This is a genomic window from Marinobacter halotolerans (genome assembly GCF_008795985.1).
Classification (GTDB): domain Bacteria; phylum Pseudomonadota; class Gammaproteobacteria; order Pseudomonadales; family Oleiphilaceae; genus Marinobacter; species Marinobacter halotolerans.
Genome location: NZ_VMHP01000002.1, coordinates 363,935 through 383,562, shown reverse-complemented (window position 1 = coordinate 383,562; position 19,628 = coordinate 363,935). Strand labels below are relative to the sequence as shown.

General features: G+C 52.1%; 16 protein-coding genes. 9 read left to right on the top strand and 7 right to left on the bottom strand.

All coding sequences use genetic code 11. The features are described 5' to 3' along the window. Positions 1 to 59: 59 nt before the first annotated feature. The 5 genes from FPL19_RS12060 (at position 60) to FPL19_RS12040 (ending at position 5,020) form a co-directional block, all read left to right on the top strand. Entirely contained in the window at positions 60 to 1,112 is a 1,053-nt protein-coding gene (locus FPL19_RS12060; protein ID WP_150912810.1) for a Gfo/Idh/MocA family protein, read from the top strand. A gap of 89 nt (positions 1,113 to 1,201) precedes the next feature. After that, entirely contained in the window at positions 1,202 to 1,777 is a 576-nt protein-coding gene (locus tag FPL19_RS12055; protein ID WP_150912809.1) for a demethoxyubiquinone hydroxylase family protein, read from the top strand. Positions 1,778 to 1,786: 9 nt separating this feature from the next. Beyond that, positions 1,787 to 2,317, top strand: a complete 531-nt coding sequence (locus FPL19_RS12050; RefSeq protein ID WP_150912808.1) for a hypothetical protein — start codon at positions 1,787 to 1,789, stop codon at positions 2,315 to 2,317. A gap of 27 nt (positions 2,318 to 2,344) precedes the next feature. Continuing rightward, positions 2,345 to 3,163 (top strand): SDR family NAD(P)-dependent oxidoreductase, encoded by an 819-nt coding sequence (locus FPL19_RS12045; RefSeq protein ID WP_150912807.1) that lies wholly within the window; start codon positions 2,345 to 2,347, stop codon positions 3,161 to 3,163. Between the two features lie 105 nt (positions 3,164 to 3,268). Then, on the top strand, positions 3,269 to 5,020 hold the full coding sequence (locus FPL19_RS12040; protein WP_150912806.1) for a putative bifunctional diguanylate cyclase/phosphodiesterase: 1,752 nt from the start codon (positions 3,269 to 3,271) through the stop codon (positions 5,018 to 5,020). Between the two features lie 134 nt (positions 5,021 to 5,154). Here FPL19_RS12040 and FPL19_RS12035 read toward each other — a convergent pair whose 3' ends face one another. From FPL19_RS12035 to FPL19_RS12025, 3 genes are all read right to left on the bottom strand, one after another. After that, positions 5,155 to 5,631 carry a virulence RhuM family protein gene (locus FPL19_RS12035; RefSeq protein ID WP_150912805.1) on the bottom strand — a complete coding sequence of 159 codons (477 nt, stop codon included), beginning with the start codon at positions 5,629 to 5,631 and terminating at the stop codon, positions 5,155 to 5,157. A gap of 48 nt (positions 5,632 to 5,679) precedes the next feature. Beyond that, positions 5,680 to 6,558 carry an alpha/beta fold hydrolase gene (locus tag FPL19_RS12030; protein ID WP_150912804.1) on the bottom strand — a complete coding sequence of 293 codons (879 nt, stop codon included), beginning with the start codon at positions 6,556 to 6,558 and terminating at the stop codon, positions 5,680 to 5,682. Positions 6,559 to 6,698: 140 nt separating this feature from the next. Further along, complete coding sequence (locus FPL19_RS12025; RefSeq protein ID WP_150912803.1) at positions 6,699 to 7,247, bottom strand: outer membrane beta-barrel protein; 549 nt, start codon at positions 7,245 to 7,247, stop codon at positions 6,699 to 6,701. Between the two features lie 517 nt (positions 7,248 to 7,764). On the opposite strand from FPL19_RS12025, the gene FPL19_RS12020 reads away from it, so the two are divergent. Continuing rightward, complete coding sequence (locus FPL19_RS12020; RefSeq protein WP_150912802.1) at positions 7,765 to 8,022, top strand: YdcH family protein; 258 nt, start codon at positions 7,765 to 7,767, stop codon at positions 8,020 to 8,022. A gap of 81 nt (positions 8,023 to 8,103) precedes the next feature. On the opposite strand, the gene FPL19_RS12015 is transcribed toward FPL19_RS12020, so the two are convergent. Both FPL19_RS12015 and FPL19_RS12010 read right to left on the bottom strand, forming a co-directional pair. After that, entirely contained in the window at positions 8,104 to 9,177 is a 1,074-nt protein-coding gene (locus tag FPL19_RS12015) for a flavin monoamine oxidase family protein (protein WP_150912801.1), read from the bottom strand. A gap of 46 nt (positions 9,178 to 9,223) precedes the next feature. After that, positions 9,224 to 10,903 carry a class I SAM-dependent methyltransferase gene (locus FPL19_RS12010; RefSeq protein ID WP_150912800.1) on the bottom strand — a complete coding sequence of 560 codons (1,680 nt, stop codon included), beginning with the start codon at positions 10,901 to 10,903 and terminating at the stop codon, positions 9,224 to 9,226. A gap of 272 nt (positions 10,904 to 11,175) precedes the next feature. On the opposite strand from FPL19_RS12010, the gene FPL19_RS12005 reads away from it, so the two are divergent. From FPL19_RS12005 to FPL19_RS11995, 3 genes are all read left to right on the top strand, one after another. Continuing rightward, a complete protein-coding gene (locus tag FPL19_RS12005; protein ID WP_191965276.1) occupies positions 11,176 to 13,380 on the top strand; it encodes an AAA family ATPase in 2,205 nt (734 codons plus the stop codon). 2 nt (positions 13,381 to 13,382) lie between these two features. After that, the gene (gene mcrC / locus FPL19_RS12000) at positions 13,383 to 14,456 is read left to right on the top strand and encodes a 5-methylcytosine-specific restriction endonuclease system specificity protein McrC (protein WP_150912798.1); all 1,074 of its coding nucleotides are present in this window, start codon (positions 13,383 to 13,385) and stop codon (positions 14,454 to 14,456) included. Positions 14,457 to 14,719: 263 nt separating this feature from the next. Continuing rightward, positions 14,720 to 16,558 carry a retron Ec67 family RNA-directed DNA polymerase/endonuclease gene (locus tag FPL19_RS11995; protein ID WP_150912797.1) on the top strand — a complete coding sequence of 613 codons (1,839 nt, stop codon included), beginning with the start codon at positions 14,720 to 14,722 and terminating at the stop codon, positions 16,556 to 16,558. Between the two features lie 24 nt (positions 16,559 to 16,582). On the opposite strand, the gene FPL19_RS11990 is transcribed toward FPL19_RS11995, so the two are convergent. Beyond that, entirely contained in the window at positions 16,583 to 17,956 is a 1,374-nt protein-coding gene (locus tag FPL19_RS11990; protein WP_150912796.1) for a restriction endonuclease subunit S, read from the bottom strand. Then, positions 17,956 to 19,584 (bottom strand): class I SAM-dependent DNA methyltransferase, encoded by a 1,629-nt coding sequence (locus FPL19_RS11985; protein ID WP_150912795.1) that lies wholly within the window; start codon positions 19,582 to 19,584, stop codon positions 17,956 to 17,958. Before FPL19_RS11985 ends, FPL19_RS11990 begins: the two co-directional genes overlap by 1 nt. Positions 19,585 to 19,628: the final 44 nt, after the last annotated feature.

The following is a 19,628-nucleotide window of genomic DNA, read 5'->3' as shown; positions in this document are numbered from 1 at the left end:
ATTAGCGTGGAAGAGTCTGACGAAATCCTGATGGCGCATCAAACAAAAGGACAGCAATTATGGAAAATCGCAACGTTCGCTGGGGCATCATCGGTACCGCCGAAATCGCAACCAAGGTGGTTGCCGGCATGCACGATGCCGCCAACGCCGAAGTCGTGGCCGTCGCCAGCCGCGCGCTGGATCGCGCCCAAGCCTGGGCCAAAGAGCACAACGTGCCCCAGGCCTATGGCTCCTACGATGAGCTTCTGGCCGATGACAGCATCGACGCCGTCTACCTTCCGGTACCAACCGCACTCCGTAACGAATGGATCAAAAAGGCCGCCCGCGCCGGCAAGCATGTGTACGCGGAAAAGCCTCTGGCCGACGGTGTGGAAGAAGCCATCGCCGTCTGCAAGGAAAACGGCGTCCAGTTCATGGATGGCACCATGTGGCTACACAGTACCCGCACCAAAGAGCTGGAAAAACACATTGCCAACGGCGACATCGGCGACGTAAAACGCGTCACAAGCGCGTTTACCTTCAAGGCCCCCTCCAAAGAGTGGTACGAAGGCGGCAACGGCCGCACAGACAAGACCCGCGAACCCATGGGCTGTTTTGGTGACCAGGGCTGGTATCCCATCGCCGCCACCATGTGGAGCTTTGGGTACGAACTGCCCGAGCGCGTTCAGATGACCCACGTGTCCAAGAACTCGGTAGACACCATCGTCGCCTGCGGCGGCACTCTATGGTTTTCCAACGGCCGCATGGCCACCTTTGATGCCGGCTGCGAACTCGCCCACCGCTCCCAGTTCGAAACCGTCGGCGACGCCGGCCTGATCCGGGTCAACGACCTGGTCGGCGGCCAGGGCAGAACCGGCAACTTTGCAGCCTATGGTGAAAAATTCACCGGCAGCACCCACTACGTTCTGGGGGATGTCGAAGGCAAAGACACAGAGCTGCAAGTGCCCGCCTGCGACCATGTGGTCAAGCTCGTTGAGCGCTTCTCGAACATTGTGCTCACAGGCAAGCTGGAAGACGAATGGCCCAAGCGCAGCACAGCCTGCCATCGGGTAATGTCCGCGCTGTTCGAATCGGCGGAGTCTGGCCGGGCTGTTTATCTGGCGAACCACTAACCAAGGGCAACGATCAACCGGCCTGGCCTGGTGAGACCAGATGTCTTTTTGCTCGTAAAATCTCGGTACAGAGTCATGAGCACCGAACCATGCCGAGTTTGCAGATCGACCCAAGACACATGAACCAGTTGTCCGCCTCTGGCGTCAGCAAGCGATTCGAACTGGAATTACGCTGCAGCCATGCGGGCGAGACGGGTGCCGTCTGGATTTACCGGGGCATTCTTGCCACTCGCCCGCAAGGGGAACTGCTGACCTTCGCCCATGAACATCTGTCGGGGGAAAGCAAACACCTCCGCTTTTTCGAACAGTTGCGGTGCTGCTATCGGCCGAGTTTTATGTTGCCACTCTGGCGGATTGCAGGTTTTCTGACGGGGTTCCTCCCTGCACTTGCAGGCCGGCAGGCCGTGTTTGCCACCATCGAGGCCGTTGAGACGTTCGTCGATCAGCACTATCAGGAGCAGATTCAGGCCCTGGAGCCTCTCGCACGGCGAGATTCGGAAAAGGCAATCCTGGCAGGCTTTGAAATATGCCGGCTTGACGAGGTTCATCATCGCGACGACGCGAAACAACGCCAATCCGCAAAGCCCAACACCCTGTTGAGATTATGGGTTGCGCTGGTCGGTGCTGGTTCCAGTTCCGCCGTTCGAATCGCCCGATCATTCTAAGAGCAGCTCATGAGCCTGATATCCAAACCGTTTGATGACAGTGGCGTAGAGATGGTTGACGACATCGCCCGATACGGCACGTCAATCTCCAAACGCATAGAGCAGTTTCGACACCGAAGTGGCCAAAAGCGTGGCCAGCGCAGCGACTCTGCCAATCACTACTCCGGCTTTGTGGTTATGCAGGTACTCTGCGACACCGTGTGCGAAATCATCGACACTTCGAAGAACGAGCGCTTGCGCACCGAGTGTGCCCGCGCGGCCAACACCTTCTTCATTGAATCCGCGTTTCCAGATGACCTGACGGATCAGGGACTTGCAGATAATCACCAACCTTCACAAGAGCTTATCCAGGAAGTTAGCTCTATACTCACCGACGACCAGATACTCCCGGCAGACGGCAGTGTTCCGCTTCAGACCTTGTTGCTGGCATTAGTCTGGGCCGCTCTGAGCTTTGCCATGGAGTCATTACCGGCCGACCAGGCTCGCTCTTGGGTCCGCCAGCGCATCATGGACGCGGAGACACCGCCCCCTTACCATTGATTGCCAGACCGGATGATTGATCTCCCCATGACAAAAGTTGCCCTGGTAACCGGCCCAAGCTCCGGAATCGGCTATGAAACCTGCGCCCTGTTTGCTCGGGACGGCTATCGAGTTGTCGCTCTAACGAGAGAGCCCAATGGCGCGAGTGCCGCAGATCTGGAGATAAAGCTGGATCTGGAGTCCTTTGAGCAGATCCAAAGCCTGGCGGACGTTCTGGGAACAGAAATCGCGAACGCCGAACGGGTCGTTCTGGTCAACAACGCCGGTTACGGGCAGTTTGGTGCGGTTCGCGATCTGACTGAATCCATGTGGAAGAAGCAATTCAGCACCCACGTGTTCGGGCCGATCAAACTGGCCTCTGTCTGTTTGGGTTTGTGTGAGCAGCACAATGTGCCCTTGCGCGTTATCGCCGTCAGCTCTGTGTTATCCATCCTGCCCCAGAGCATGAAAGGCGCTTACTGCGCGGCCAAGTCAGCCATGAACGCGGCCCACGACAGCTTCTGGTTTGATGAGCGTGGCAGTGAAAGCCTGGAGAGTGTGTCAATTGTGCTGCCGGGGCCAGTGAAGACCAAGTTCAGAGAACATGCGCTGGCGGCTTTGAAGCCTGTGATTAGTAAAGTCGATCCCGCGAGACAGAAAAAGTATGAACCTACGGAAGCCGCCCTTGCTCCGAACGCCCCCACAAAGCCATTTACAGCGAGTTCCGCGGACGTCGCTGGAAAAATCCATCAGGCTGCGGCTGCGAAGCGACCGAAGCCCCGTTATTTTGTGACTCCGCAGACCCACATTGCTTCACTGATCACGCGCTTTCTTCCCCACTCGGTTCAGCGAATGATCTTCAGGTAAGACCGTTGATAGGCGGCTAGAAAACGCACACATACCAACCTATCCTGATACCAACGTTATGACGATTGGCTTAACGTGCCTGAAATGATTTTCGGAGCCACAAATATGCCAGACAAGCCGGGTGCCGGAACACAAGGGTCTTCAAAATTCCGTGATGGACAATCACAGTCTTACGCAGAGCAGAGCGAGCAGAAGTTCTATGAATTAATAGAAAGCCTCCCGATGATCGCCGTTCAGGGCTATAACAAGAAACGCGAGGTTATCTACTGGAATGACGCAAGCCGACGCCTGTACGGCTATACGCGCGAGGAAGCGCAGGGACAGTTACTGGAAGATTTAATCATCCCCGATCACATGCGTGAAGGTGTTATTCAGGCACACCACAACTGGTTAAGAAATAACGTCAGTATCCCCTCGGAAGAATTGGAGTTGCAACACAAGGAAGGCCACCCGGTTCCGGTCTACTCCAGTCACGTGATGATCAAGCAGGACACCGGTGAGTGCGAAATGTTCTGCATTGATATCAGCCTGGAAGAACAGAAAAAAGCTCGAGAAGAGTTGTACAGAAGAGCCAGCTTTGATGATTTGACCGGATTGCCAAACAGACGCTTGATGGAGACGGAGCTTTCATCACGCCTGGATGCAGCCCAACGGAACGATCATTCTGTCGCTGTGGTTTTCATTGATCTGGACAACTTTAAGCTCATTAACGACACACTTGGCCACCATCAGGGAGACAAGCTCCTCAAAGCGGTTTCAGAAGCTTTCAAGAGAGAAGTCCGCGGCTCCGACCTGCTAAGTCGGTTCGGTGGCGATGAGTTTGTCTTGTTGCTGTTTGATTTCGACGGGCCTGAGGGAGTTCTCGAAATCCTCCGGCGTCTGATTGACACACTCGACCAGGGTTTCATCCTGGAAGGCGACTATTATCCAGTAACGGCCAGTTTTGGTGTCAGTCTGTTTCCAGACAATGGGACAACGGGCGCGGAACTGATGGGGAACGCCGACGCGGCCATGTATCTGGCCAAAGAGAAGGGTAAAAACAGCATCTGTTTTTATACTCCGGATATCAATGATCGCCTTGTTCACTATCAAGATGTTACCGCCCTTCTCCGCAAGGCCATCGAATCAGACAGCCTACAACTGCATTTTCAGCCTCAAATAGATCTGAAGCACGGCGGCACCGACTCCTGTGAAGCTCTCTTGCGTTGCTTTGATGAACATTCACAGCCGGTTCCTCCCGCTGTTTTTATACCCATAGCCGAGAAATCAGGCCTGATTAATCGTGTGGGGGACTGGGTGCTGGAATCCGCCTGCAAGCAGCTCAGTGCCTGGAAAGGCACGGCGCTTGAAAACACCCGCGTAGATATCAATTTGTCGGGCCGGCAGCTCACTAATCCGCATCTGGCAGATCAGATTTTACAAACGCTTGAACGATACAACCTGTCACCCGCGCAATTGGGTGTAGAGCTGACTGAAAATGAAGTTGTTGGCGGCGATGATGGGCAAATAGCTCAGCTGGAAAAACTGAAAGCGTCTGGCGTGCACATCTCTATTGATGATTTCGGCACCGGTTACTCGTCTCTGGTTTATCTGCGCAAGCTCCCCGTATGCGGCATCAAGATAGACAGGAGCTTTCTGCACCATGCCATGGAAAACGAGAGCGACATGGCAATTATGCAGGCCATGATTACCGTGGGACACAGTCTTGGCTTGAGCGTCGTCGTCGAAGGCGTGGAGACCGCTGAACAGCATAAACTCGTGAAAGACGTCGGTTGCGATCTGGCGCAGGGATTTCTCTACGCGAGGCCAATGCCGGCCGACCAAATGCCGGCATTTCTGGCCGGACACACCGCCTGATAGCCTTAACCCGCCAGCATATTCATGATCAGACGGATCATGGTGTCTTTATTTGCAGGGTCGGATTCGGATGGTTCTTGATCACAAAGTACAACAGATGCGCCGCCTTCGACTCCACACTGGGGTAAGCAGGCTCACCGAAGACAGACTGATGAAGGACTCTGAGCTGCCTTGCGCACCAACCTTAAGGCCGCTTCAAGCTCCTGGGCGTTCTCTTCAAAGCGATGGCGGCTAATGGTCCAGCCCTGGGTGAGGTGCTCGCGTAAAATGCGGGTGGCCCATACTCTGAATCTGGTTGCTCGAGCAGAGCTAATTCGATAACCCACAGAAATTACAGCGTCCAAGCTGTAATGTTTCCGCTTGCGCCTTACCTCTCGCCCGCCTTCAGACTGAACTTGTAAGAAATCCTTACAAGTTCCTTCCTCTACCAGCTCACCCTCCGCATAGATATTCTTCAGGTGCATTGTGATGTTCTGGGGCTTTACTCCAAACAACGTGCCCATTTGTGCCTGTGTTAACCATAGAGTTTCTTGAGCCTCATCCAGGCGCACCTCAACTGCATGATCGGCATTTTCATAGATCACAATTGGGGCGGTATTTTCGTCACTCATGCTATCTCTCCATCCTTGAAGTTATAGTTCGATTCGCTGCTTTCATGCTTATCTGATAAAACCCAGCAACGCCCTCGCCACCTCCTCAGGTGCCTCCTCCGGCAGAAAATGCCCGCAGTCCAGCGCCTGGCCTTCCACTTGTTTGGCATAGCCCCGCCATACCTCGAGCACGTCATAAGTGCGGTGAACAAAACCCTGATTTCCCCAGAGTACCAATAAGGGACACTCGATCTTACGGCCCCGGTCCTGCTCATCGTGTTTCAGATCAATGGTGGCCGCTGCCCTGTAATCCTCGCAGGACGCGTGAATCGCCGCCGGTTCGCTGAAACACCGCACATATTCCGCCAACGCATCTGGATCAAACTGTGCTTCGGGCCCGCTCCATCGCTTCAGCTTTTCAGTCAGGTAATACTCGGGATCGCAGCCGATCATCCGCTCCGGTAGCCCGTCCGGCTGAATCAGAAAGAACCAGTGATAGTAGCCGGTCGCAAACTGCTGATCTGTGTGGTTGAACATGTGCAGCGTCGGCGCAATGTCCATGACACAGGCCCGGCTGACCCTTTCCGGATAATCCAGCGCCATCCGGTGAGCCACCCGGGCGCCGCGGTCATGGCCTGCGACCAGAAACTGCTCATGGCCCAGCTCTTTCATCACCTGCGCCATGTCCGAAGCCATGGCCCGCTTTGAATAGGCGCTGTGATCAGGATCGGACGGCGGCCTCTCACTGTCGCCGTAACCCCGAAGGTCGGGGCAGACGATGTGGAAATGGGGTGCCAGGAAAGGAACGACCCGGTGCCACATGACATGGGTCTGCGGATAGCCATGGAGCAACAACAGGGGTTGCCTGCCCTGCCCGCCATGCACCAGATTGATGGCGGCGCCGGATGTTTCAATCCGGGCTTCTTTGAAATTCTCTCCGAAATTCATGCATGCGCTCCCCGCGTGTGATTCGAGTGGCCCGCCCTATCTGATGCCCTGGCCTTTCGAAGCAACTGTAATCCCGGGAGAAATCACACGATGCCTGCCTCACTCAATCCAGAGAATGGTCTTGAGATAAGGCAGTGTCATCAGAACCTCGCGGATAACGCCAGGCCACCAGACGTAGCGGTAACATCATAACCGCCGCCGACAAAGTCTTCATAATCACTGGAATCACGGAAGTTGACCCAGAACTCCAGGGACACCGGGTTCCAGTTATAGCCAATTCCGCCACCGAACATCAGGCCGCTAAAATCGAACTCCTGGCTAAAGCCGCTATATTCCAGTGTTTCATTGAAAAAGCCGAGCGAGCCGTAGGCCTTGAAACCGGTTGTGGCAAGGCCGGTACCTGCGATCAGGCTGCCCTCAATTGCGTTCAGATCCAGATTGGAGTCGGTGTCATGGCTTTGGCTGGCGTAGGTTAGCCGGAAGCCGACGTTGTCATTAACAGCCCCTGTCCCGAGCAACGCAAACCCTGAAAAGTCATCAGACCCCGTTCCAAAACCCGTATCAGTGCGAATGACGGTGGCAAATGAGGCAATGCCGATGGAGAACTGCTTTTCTTCTGCGGAGTCTTCTGCAAAGACAGGTGAGGCAGAGATCGCCAGTACTGAAATCATCGCTGCTTTCTTGAACATGAATACATCCCTTTGCTAATGCAGTTTGTTTGACCGTTTACCGGATTCAAACAGGTTTGTTGTAGCTTGGATAACGGACACGCCAACGCCGCCGAGTGCCAATACTCGCCATTGTTGAAGTAGACAGGCTTATGAAGTGAAGAGGACTTTAACCAGGAAGGCGCCGACATCCACTGTCGCTTAATAAGACATTACATTTCCGTTATGCGTAGGATGATGCGTCAGGTTGATCAAAAGTGAAAGGTTTAGTTTGTAAAATCTTGCGGCTTAGCTTTTGATTTTTCAGTCTATTTGCAGAAGTGAACTATTTTTGAAGCTTACATGGCCTGGCAGATTCAATAACTGCCTGGCGGACGGTCTGCAGGCGGCTTTGGCAATCCGGTTCGGTAAAACGGCGCCGCAGGATGCGCATAAATGCCTACGCCTGCACGGCTTGTCACTGGTCATCACCTTGCCGTACGGTTTGCCAATAACAGCGCAAACCTGAACACATTCCGCAATCAAAGGCATCGTCTTTATGACACTGGAAAAACACGATCTGATTCATGAATTCCCAGACTCAAAAGAAGCCATTCATCAACTGAAAACCACCAACAACCATTTCGCGAAACTGTTTGATGAGTACCATGAGCTGGACCATGCCGTTCACCATTTCGAAGGTGGTGCAGAGAACACCTCTGACGAGCATCTGGAAGATCTCAAGAAGCAGCGCCTGAATCTGAAAGACCGGCTTTCTGGCATGATTCGCGAGCACGAATCATTAGCTGCAAAATAGAAGCAACCCGGCGACGATTCCCCGGGCCCGGGCGGACGCTCTCAGCTCGCGCCGGGGCTCTGCCCCTTTCCGCGAACCCTCCTAAAAAGAATCCAGGCCGCGATTGACCGCATCAATAGCGCCGGCCAGGTACCCCGTAAACTCACGTGACCACTCACTGCCAATGCCGGTTACCCGGTTAGTCCATACCCCTGAGATCGGCGACAAGGCAGGCATCGGGTGATCGCCAGAGGATCTTTGATCCGAGTCGGTGGCGGTGTAAATCTCTCTAGCCCAGTCCTTGATAAATTCTGCCTCTGGTTTGTCCGCTTGCGAACCAAACAGTCGCATAAACTGGGTGCGGCAAGCAGTCATAAGCTCTTCCTCAGAAACACTAGAGCGCACATCAGCAGGCACACCCAGGAAACCAAACAAGGCCGCCTTCCCGCCCGGAGCAGAAGCATCATGGATCTCAACCATTGGCCCAACGGCACTTCGAGCCTCCCCGGATAACCCCTGATCCCGCCAGAAAGGCTGGTCGAACACGGCCATATATTTTGCATGAGGGGCCATCCAGGTATCCGTCCCTCGCCACTGGCTTGCAAGCTCGTCAGGCAAGGCGGGGGAAAACGTAAGCTGAGACTCAACCAATCTAGGCGGCATGGCCAACAACACATGGTCTGCAAAATGGCTAAAGGTTTCTCCTCTCGCATTTTCGCTCACTAACTCCACATGTGGTTCTGACATGCGCAGCTGGCGGACCGCCTGGCCTGTCACTACACGTGCTGAATCAATCCGCCGGTATAAAACATCAATGAGGGCATACATGCCACCGGCGATGCGCATAGACGGCGGAGAATTGACGTACCCACGGGTTCTCTCAGGCGGCTGATTCGATGAACGCTCCAGCAGCATGTCGCCGGTTTCAAATTGCTGGAAGGTCTCCAGTTCAAGATCTTCTACCAGTCGCGCCATATCGGTCTGGAATGCGGGCCAGAACCAGGAGGGCCCGAGATCGAAGCCCCCAACGCCTGACATCGTAGAAGCAATCCGCCCACCAAGAACCTCCCGGGCCTCGAGAATGACATAGTCCTTGATGCCCCTCTTCTCAAGTGAATAAGCGGCGTATAAACCCGCCAGGCCGGCGCCAACAATGGCGATGCGGACGTTTTGCATAAGGGAACTTCCCGTGATGATCGTGTTGTCTCGGTGATATACGGTTCTAAACGCCTAACCATTCAGCCAACTGAAGGTTGATCTTCAACCTCAATCGCTGCTGAAGCATCCCCTCAAAAACGCCTTCCACGGTTCGCTCCTGCCCCAGCAATGGTAGCGAGGCCTCAGCCTCTGAGAAGAACTGCTCCTCACGAGACGTGCCCACAATGGCTTGCTCCCACCAATTTACTACTCGAGGGTGCGCCTCCTTGAGCAGCAAGTCCCCCGGCAGCTTTTCAGACTTGGAGGCATTCGCTGTATGGGTCGCTGGCATCAGATTCCAGAGATCGTTGTTGTTCCATCGCGACCACGGAAAGCAGTGGTCGACGTCAAACCGCTCGGCTTTGAGATTTTTGGCCGTCCACACACACTCCACCCTGCCTGTCTGGAGCTGCTGGTTAATCATTTGGCGAACAACTGACGTATCGCGACGACCTTCAACCCACTGCAAACCACGATGATAGTCATCAATGCGGTAACGCAGATCCCAGCTACCCATCAAATCAATCCATTCATTAACAATCGCAGGCTCAATCCAGCACGCATAGCGACTGAATGCATCCCAGAGAAATGAAGGAACACGGAAGGTACCAAAACGGGAAAGCGTTGCTTTGTCCAAACGCGCTGGTGCCTTCTTGATGGTCATTCTGGCCGAACCGCCCTCGAAGATCGGACGGTTACTGCCGGGCCAGGTCGTAAAATGTGCGGGATTCTTGAGAATGGTCGAGCAAGCATCCCGGATAGCACGAAGGACTACCGGAGCAACATCTGCCGACAGCGCCATACCCACTCTGAAATCCAGAGGCATGAAATTCTGCAGCTTGAAGAAATCCGCGGTGGCAAAGCCATAGCCACGACTACCTGGCGCTTGCCTCAGTTGATGCCGTAGAACCAAGGGGTGATAGAGCATAATCCAGAACAGTCCGACCGCCCCAAGCGGAATATCCACCCAGTCATCAGTACGCTTAAGCGCCAAGCCGGGCGCTCCGTCAGCAATCCGGACAAGGGTTCGCAGCAAACCCAACTTGTAAGTCGAGGACTTATTATCATTAACGATGATGTGACGGATGGTCGGCAATGCACCTGTGCCGTCGTCCGCCAACCGAAATGCCAGGGTCTCCCAGGAAACTTCGTCCCTCTGAAGCTCATCCTTATTGCGCCCAACCGGCAACGGAAGCGGGATCAGTGCCCGGCGCTTGGCAAAACCCTCCAGCTCTTCCCTACTGACATCGTAAAAAAGCCGTTCGCCATCACCGGGCCCATGCCGGAGCGTAATCACCAGCATGCCACCCGGTGCCAAAAGCTCAGTCAGGATTCGAAAAGCACGTTCACGATCAGAGGGCGGGATATGCATCCAGACGGCGGAAACAAGAATGAGATCGAAGCGATAGCTGAGCTGCCGGATCTTACCTAGATCGGGTAACTGATCGTCTACCCAATGAATGCTCTGGCTGCGAGTGGCGTCCTGCCCCAACTCTCGTAAGCCAGCGGCAGGCTCCACCGCGACAACGTCCCAGCCCCGCGCTGAAAGGGCGCTGGCATCGCGACCGCTGCCTGCGCCGACATCCAGAGCAAGGCCTGATTTATCGCCAAGGAAGGAGAGCCAGTCTTGGTGAACCTGTTCGAAGGTAAGCGACTGGTACTGGTCATAGAAAGCTCTGGCCTTCTGGCTGTAGACGTCAGTCACGAGTATCTATTCCACCATGGGATAAAGGCATCAACTCAAAGCGCTCCTGAATTGTCGATCAGCTTATCAAGGAAAGCGCTCTCGGATGAAACTTGCCCTAAATTCAACCTTTGGAGCAGCAGCAGAGACACGAAGAACTATCGCTTCAAACGTATGACACGGTCGCCGCTCCTCCTCGCAATCCTCGAATATGCGGTTTAAAGTGAGGACCATCAAATAATCCATTCATTTCAGTAATTCGGAGTCCATTTGTGAGCAGATTTTGTGGGGACATGGATGCAGAAGCGGTCTTGAAAGCAGCTGAAATATGGAAAAAAGACTCACTTCTCAAAGGCGAATCTGTATTTGGTTTTGGCAAAATCTGGACGCAGGAAAATATCGAAGAGCTGATAACTCACTACGTAGACAACCTCGACGACGGCAGTGGCAACTTTGTCGAGAAGCTAGAAAAGCAACTTGAGCCAGCCAGCGATGATGCGAAAATTCTCTGCGCCGAAATCATGTGGGTCATGCTGCTGTGTCCCAGCAACATTGGTCCTGCTAAAAAGCGGGAAAACGTAGAGATTATTCTATCCTGGGCAGGCAGATCATTACCGGAAAACCGGTCCATTAGTGGCGAAAAAGCTCTAGGAGGCATTGGCAGTGGAGGCACAGCATATAGCAACCTTCGTTGGAAAGAGCTCGTTTACGCTGTTCTTCTGTTCAAGAAGTTTTTGGCCGAGGATCAAAATGGACGTTTAAAGCTCTTGTCCAACGCAGAAGCCTTTGCAAGCTTCTGCGAGCAGATCCCAGAAAATGACAATCGACAGTTTCGCCATATGATCCTGTATTTGTTATTCCCTGATTCTAACGAGAGAATTTTCGGCAATCGGGATCGATTCAAAATACTGCAGAATTTTAAGCTCATCGAACAAAAAGACGCTCGTAAGATGTCAGCTTTTCAGGTTGACCAGAAAATAGCTGAGATTCGAGAAGAACAAGAGGCACAATTCCCCAACACGAAAATTGACTGGTACGTCCCACCGCTGAAAGCGCTTTGGCAAAACACCACAAATTCCGAGGCATCCACGGACCAAACAATCTACCCCACCTTGCTCACCTTTCTCGAACAAGCTCATACAGACGATTTGAGAACGAAAGATTACCCAGGAAAACATGCAGGGCTAACGATGCGGGTAAGCTTTGGCGCAGGCAACCAAGCTCATGTTCCCTGGATCGCCCTCCTCGGTCCTGGCCAGCGCCCCATGAAAGGGATTAATCCCGTTTATCTGTATTTCCGCGCAGAAAAGGTTTTAATTCTTGCCAAGGGCGTCAGTGCCGCAAATCCCCCGGCGATCAATTGGGAAGTCGGAGAAGAAACCCAGACAGTGGATGAGTTTTTTCAAGCCGAGTACCACAAACCTGCCATCCGATATGGCGGTTCCTACGTGCATGCCGTTTATGGTCTCTCAGAACCGCTTGATCAGGAACAAGTCGATTCAGACTTGGCCGAACTCATTGAAGAGTACAACGAAGTTTTAGGCTTGAATCCGCAGGAAGAACCGACCAACGTAATAAGTGAATCCTCGCCGGCGAGATATGAACCCGAACAAGAGAGCCCCCGAACAGTGAGCACTGAGACCGTCATGGCTGATGTGTTCATGAGTCGAGAGCGAATCGATCAGGTTTTAGCCTTACTGCACCGCAAGAAAAACATCGTGCTCCAAGGCCCTCCTGGTGTCGGCAAATCCTTCATCGCAAAGCGCTTCGCCTATGCGTTGATGAAGACGAAGGATCTCAACCGGATCGAAATGATCCAATTTCATCAGTCCTATTCCTATGAAGACTTTGTACAGGGCTATCGCCCCAGTGATGCAGGCTTTGAACTTGAAAATGGACTCTTTCACCAATTTTGCACGAAAGCAGCGGCCGACCCGGAGCGCCCTTACGTCTTCATCATTGATGAAATCAACCGAGGCAATTTAAGCAAAATCTTTGGCGAGCTTTTGCTTTTGATTGAGTCTGATAAGCGAGGGAGAGACTGGCAGGTTCCTCTTACTTACAGCAAAACTCTCAGTGAGCGCTTCTTCATACCTGAAAATCTCTACTTGATCGGACTGATGAATACGGCTGACCGATCGCTGGCAATCGTCGATTATGCGCTGCGCCGCCGGTTCGCGTTTGTGGACCTGCTTCCAGAATACCGAAGCGAGGGATTTGTGCGGGAGTTGAAAGAAGCCGGTGCTGACGACCGCATGATCACAAAAATCACGAACCGCATGATGGCGTTGAATCAAAGGATCTCTCGCGATACCGCCAATTTAGGTCCTGGTTTTTGCATCGGCCACAGTTTCTTCTGCGGGTCGCCGGCAAATGACATTTATGACGATGCTTGGTTCGAGGAAATCGTTCGGTTTGAGATCGCACCCTTGATTTGGGAGTACTGGTTTGACGATCCTGCAACCGCTCAAAACATCGTGGATGAGTTGTTGGCCTAACGATGCCTGCCACCATCCCAATACAAAATCTCTATTACCTACTCTGCTATTCCTGGAACAGGCTGGCTGAGTCAGAGATTGTGAATGTCAGCGGTATCGACTCAACTCAACAAGTCGATCTTTTTGGAATGGTGCTTTTACGTGGGACCCGTCACCTAATACGACGGGGCCTTGAAAGGGGGTATCAGCTTCACTCTGAAACCATTCCCGGTATTCGCGGAAGTATCAACGTTAGCACTACGGCTCGACGGGCGCTCTTAGGCCAGGGATTGGCCCACTGCGAATTCGACGAGCTGACTATAAATACACCTGCAAACCAAATCATCCGCTCTACTATCAGGCACCTGTTAAAAGTCAAAGAGCTGGATAAGATCATCCATAAACAACTCTCAGTACTCGACAAAGAGCTTGAGGGCATTGATGTTCCGCGATTATCTAAGAGGCTATTCCGAACCGTCCAACTTCATAGCAACGCACGCTTCTACCGGTTTGTCCTCAGCATTTGCGAAGTCATCACTGACTCACTGTTAATAAATCAGGAAACAGGCGACCTCCAATTCAGAGACTTTCTGCGCGACGAAAGAGCCATGGCGCGCGTCTTTGAAGAGTTCCTTTTTAATTTCTACCGGACAGAACGGCCAGATCTATCGATTCGCAAAGAGCGGATATCGTGGTCGGCCGAGGCAGATGATCCTTCCCATCTGGCTTACCTTCCCTCTATGGAAACGGACATCTCGATACGCAGCGCTAAGACAACCCTAATAATGGATGCGAAGTACTATCAGAGCACGCTCACCGACTATTACGGCGGACAGCGAGTACATTCGTCCAACCTGTACCAGCTATTTGCTTATCTAAAAAACTTAGAACAAAGAGGTGGGAACGACGCTGCTTCAGAAGGCATGCTGCTCTATCCAGTCGTCGATCAACAGCTGCGGCTTGATTACTCAATTCACGGTCATCGGGTTCGGGTTTGCACGGTGGACCTTTCTCAGGATTGGAAAGCAATCAAGCATGAACTACTCGGATTGTTGGATAGCTCGCAGGGAAGCGTGAGTTTTGGGGCGAGCCACTAATTAATAGCCGTCGACGACCGTTAGGATTCGTATACAATCTCGCCGCCAAAGAAATGACAATTGTCTACGACTTAGCGTCTTGATATATAACGACAATTCCTTTACGTTCGGACATGGCTTATGGGCAGATTTTGGGTCGCGCTTCGCGATCTGTGAAAACATTGCCCGAAGGGATTGCACCTTATGGACGATCTCACGTGTCACATTGACGTTCTGACTGAGCGAAAGAGTGCCCATAAGCCAACTCACATCAAGGGAGGGATATGGGTAGACTAGACGAGCTTCGAGCCGTTAAAACAAAGTCAGAGCTGGCCAAACTACTCGGCATCAAACCCTCCTTTTTAACCTACCAGCTCTACGTAGTCGGTTTGGCTAGCCAATACAAGAACTTCCATATTCCCAAGAAATCTGGTGGTCTACGATCCATCACGGCACCCGATGCCAAGCTAAAATCTATTCAGTCAGCTCTATCCAACCTTCTATTAGATTGTGTTGATGAAATAAATAAAGAGACTTTCCCTCGTTCGGAATTGGCCAACGAAAAAGCGCAACACGCCAAAGTTCTCAAAATAAAGTGCAATAGCGCAAGAACTAAACAGCCGAGCTTATCGCACGGGTTCGAGCGCAAACGATCAATTCTCACGAATGCGATGGTTCATGTAGGCCAAAAAAATGTTTTGAATATCGACTTGCAGGACTTTTTCGCTAGCTTTAATTTTGGCCGAGTCCGAGGTTTCTTCATAAAAAATCGAGAATTTTCGCTCACCCCTGAGATTGCGACCACAATTGCTAAGATTGCTTGCTTTAACAACGAACTGCCTCAGGGTAGTCCCAGCTCCCCAGTTATCACAAACCTAATTACACACTCATTGGACATCAAATTAGCAGGTCTTGCCGAAAAATATTCGTGTCTCTACAGTCGCTACGCTGACGACATAACCTTCTCTACTCGAGAAGAAACATTTCCACATCAAATTATGCGTGAAACACGAGGCGAATACCAACCTGGGAAACGTTTGAGATCTGAGATTCGTCGGTCCGGTTTTACCATCAACAACAAGAAGACTCGAATTCTCTACCGCAGCTCGCGACAGGATGTAACTGGCTTGGTGGTGAACCAAAAACCTAGTGTAAAAAAAGAATATTGGCGGACAGCTCGAGCTCAATGTCACTCATTATTTCGAACTGGAAAGTTTACCAAATCAACCGATGGGCAAATATTCGAAGGAAACATCAATGAATTAGAGGGCCAACTCAATTTCATTGATCAAGTTGACCACTATAACCGCCTACGACAAAAACCCGCATTAAATCCACGATATCATCTCAAAAAAGATGAACTTTCGAAAAATAAAGACTCGAAAAAGAAGCGGCAATACTTACTGAACAGTCGAGAAAAAACCTTTAGCAAGTTTCTTTTTTACAGGATTTTTTACGCAAACACCAAAACAACAATTCTTACTGAAGGGAAAACAGACAACACCTACCTTAAATCTGCTATTCGAGAGTTGAGTCACTCGTATCCATCGCTGGCCAAGCCGAACCCCTACGAGTTGCAGTGTCAATTTCTAAATTACTCAGAAAGAACAAAATTCCTTCTGGAACTCCACGGTGGCGGCGATTACTTTAAGAGTTTCGTGGAGAGCTATTTGGAGAAATTCAGAGGTTTTACTGCGCCGAAGCCCAACCATCCGGTTATAATTTTTGTGGACAATGACAAAGGCCCTCAGGAACTCATCAGCAGAATTAAGGGCCTGAAAGGAGTCCAAATCCACCCGATCCACCTGGATATTCAGAAAGACATCAGACAGGCCGAATTTTTGCACCTGAGAGCCAATCTCTATCTCATCCTTACTCCTCAAACCTCAAGCCTTGGAGAAACGGATATTGAATATTTTTTTAAGGATAAAGACAGGCTGAGGCAACACAACGGGAAGTCCTTTAACACAGTAAAGAAACGCGACGAGGCGAAAGACCTCTCCAAAGCGGCTTTTGCCCAACACATCGTTAAGTCCCAGAAAAAGTCCATCGACTTTTCAGACTTCACTCTGTTACTGGACAGAATTGTTGCCGTTCAAAATCACTATGACTCCATAAAATAGATGTTCGGCCTGCTTACTATGAATTTACCCGTCTTTTTCTATGCCGATCTTACTCTTCTTTGTTTGCTTACCTGATATTTCACGCTCATTTTTTATATGCTCCAACAGCGCCTCCGCGCTGTTCTCACCGCTGATCAGATCCGGGTTGTCCTTGCGCCATTGCTCGGTAAGCTCGCCCCGGAAGGCTTTGGCCAGGATTGACTGGGTGAGGTTGTTGACGCGACTCAGGGCATTGTTAACCTGTTGTTCGATTCGGCCGGCGTGGGCGAAGAGTTGGTCTACTCGGCGGACGATCTCGGTTTGTTCTTCCGGAGAAGGTACGGGCAGCACAAAACCTTTCAGAATTTTCGCGGGTAATTGGGGCTGTGCAGATCCTGTGCTCTGATCTTCGATATATTTCCTGAACAACGGTGAAGCAATCAGAGTCTTAAAGTAGTCGTTGGAAAAATTAGCCTGCTTTTTTCTAAGGACCAACATCCCGGAATTTATCCGAACAACATAAAATGGGACTTTTTCATCAAAGGAAGCTATATGACCGAGAGTGCCTCGAGTCGTGATGACCAAGTCTCCCCTGGTTAAGCGCCCTTTTCGCAACATTTGGTCCTTTTCTTTTGAGATGAATACCTGTTCCTTGAAATCGAAACCGAATGGGCGAACGTTTTTAGTCGACAGAAATAGGCAATATCCTGAGTTCAAATACTCATGCTTTTTCGGGTAGTTAGGGCCTCTGTCCCCATCAATACATTCAAAGCATTCTTCGAGTTTTTTTGACTGCCAAGGCTCTATCTCCGCCGTCAACCGCCCACTCACCGCTGCAGCCAACACGGACTGGCGGAAGCGCTTTAGGATTTGCGGGATGCGCTCGAGTCGGGCTTTGGTGTTTTCCACCTGGGCCAGCAGGGTATCGAGTTTGTCGGCGATGACTTTTTGTTCGGCGAGGGGGGGGACGGGGAATTCGTAAGCCTTCAGAACGGTCTGGCTAATATTTTGCTGAGCCCCTCCTTTTCCAGCCAAGAGCAACTTAGCCCTTTGACTGAGCAAGTAGAAAAAAACAAACTTCAAATCAGCGAAAGATGGGTTCACAGCGCACGACGCAATCGCCTGGTTAGTCGAACACTCCATTCCGGTAACCCCAAGCTTGCCAATGGAACCATACATTGCGATAAGCAACGTTCCTTTACCGACGAGCTTTGCCGAGCTGTTTTTCAGCCCTGCCTCCGTAATTGTGTTTTTTGAAGTCGTAACGACAGAGTCATTTAAGTCGCCAATGACTAACCATGGGATGGATCCGCCGTAGTACTGAGGGTTAGTTCTTTTAGGCGTTCCACCGCTCCCCCAGGCACCAATTTCGCCAAGCGATGATTCACCCCATGTCTTTGGGTAAAAACACGGAGACATCACCTTACCTCTCCTAAAACTTCCCTCAGTAGCAACTGCTGCCCATCAGCTTCTTCTTCAGCCCCCAATTCCCGCATCAACGAATCGAGCTCTCCCAGCGCCTGCACCAGCTCACCCATCGCTTCGCCGGCCAACACACTCGGCTCCGGCAAGTTAGCAGCATCCACGCTATCACTGTCTTTCAGCCAAGAAATATCCAGCGAGTCGCCCTTGTGTTCAGCGATCCACTTGCGCGAGAAACAACGCCAGCGGCTGTGCACCATGCGCTCATCCACGCCCTGATTCTCGTCCGTCGCTTTGGTTTCTTCCGGCAGATCTATGTCTTCAGAATGAAAACTCCATTCGCCTTCCTTTCGAGGGCTCTGGCCGTCGGGATCTTCGCCGTAGACAGTCTCAAAGGGTTTTAGGTGTTGCTCCCCAAAAGGCGTGCGCTTACCAAAGCTGGGCATGTTGGTGCGTAAGTCGTAGACCCAAACGTTTTCGGTGCAGTTTTCTTCCTGCTGTTTGTTGGTCGGGCTGCCTTTGGTGAAGAACAGCACGTTGGTCTTCACGCCCTGGGCGTAGAAGATACCCGTGGGCAGGCGCAGGATGGTGTGCAGGTTGCACTTGTGCATTAGATCCCGGCGCACATCGGTGCCGACACCGGCCTCAAAAAACACGTTGTCCGGCAGCACCACGGCGGCGCGACCGCCGGGCCTAAGGTTGCGATAGATGTGCTGCAAAAACGCCAGCTGCTTGTTGCTGGTTTTGTAGGTAAGGTCGTCCCTGGTAATGCTTGCGTCGCCGCCCTTGGAGGTGCCAAATGGCGGATTCGCCAGGATCACATCGGCCCTCGGCAAACTAGCACCAGTCTGGCCTAGAGCGTTCCCAAGGTGAACGACCCCTTCGTCGTCCCCTTCCATGCCGTGCAGCAGACAATTCATCAGCGCCAGGCGGCGAGTGCCAGGGACCAGCTCAATGCCGACAAAGGCCTTGTTGCGCTGAAAGCTTTGTTGCTGCGCATTTAAGTCAAACAGCTCATCCGTTTGCTGTTTGATGTATCGGTCAGCTTCGATCAAAAAGCCTGCCGTTCCCGCGGCTGGGTCCTGAATGACTTCCCCGGCCTGCGGCTTCAAACAGCGAACCATGGTGGAAATCAGTGCGCGAGGCGTGAAGTACTGACCAGCCCCGGACTTGGTTTCGTTAGCATTTTTCTCAAGCAGGCCCTCGTAAAGGTCGCCCAAACCGTCCTGCTGCGCATTGAACCAGTCGATCTGATCAAGGGCCTTAATCATCTGTTCCAAATGACGGGGCTCGCGCAGACGGGTTTGAGCGTCGGCATAGACGGCGCTGATCAGTGGATCATCATGCACAATGTTACCGTCGCCGTCCTTGCCTGTGGAGAGGCTCAGCAGGATACGCTTGTAGTCGTTCAGCAGGTTTATGCCGGATTTGGTGTTCAGGTCCGTCCAGCGGCAGCCCTCGGGCAATGGGTGTTTCTTGAGGGTGCCGGCCTCGGTGTTCTCGTGGACCATCTTGATGAACAACAACATGACCAATTCGGTTACGTAATCCGAATAGTTAATGCCGTCGTCCCGCAGGACGTCACAGAGGTTCCAAAGTTTTTGGACGATGTCGTTATTGGTCATGCTTTTTCCTGTAGGGGCAAGGCTGAAAATTCGCTTATCTCAGG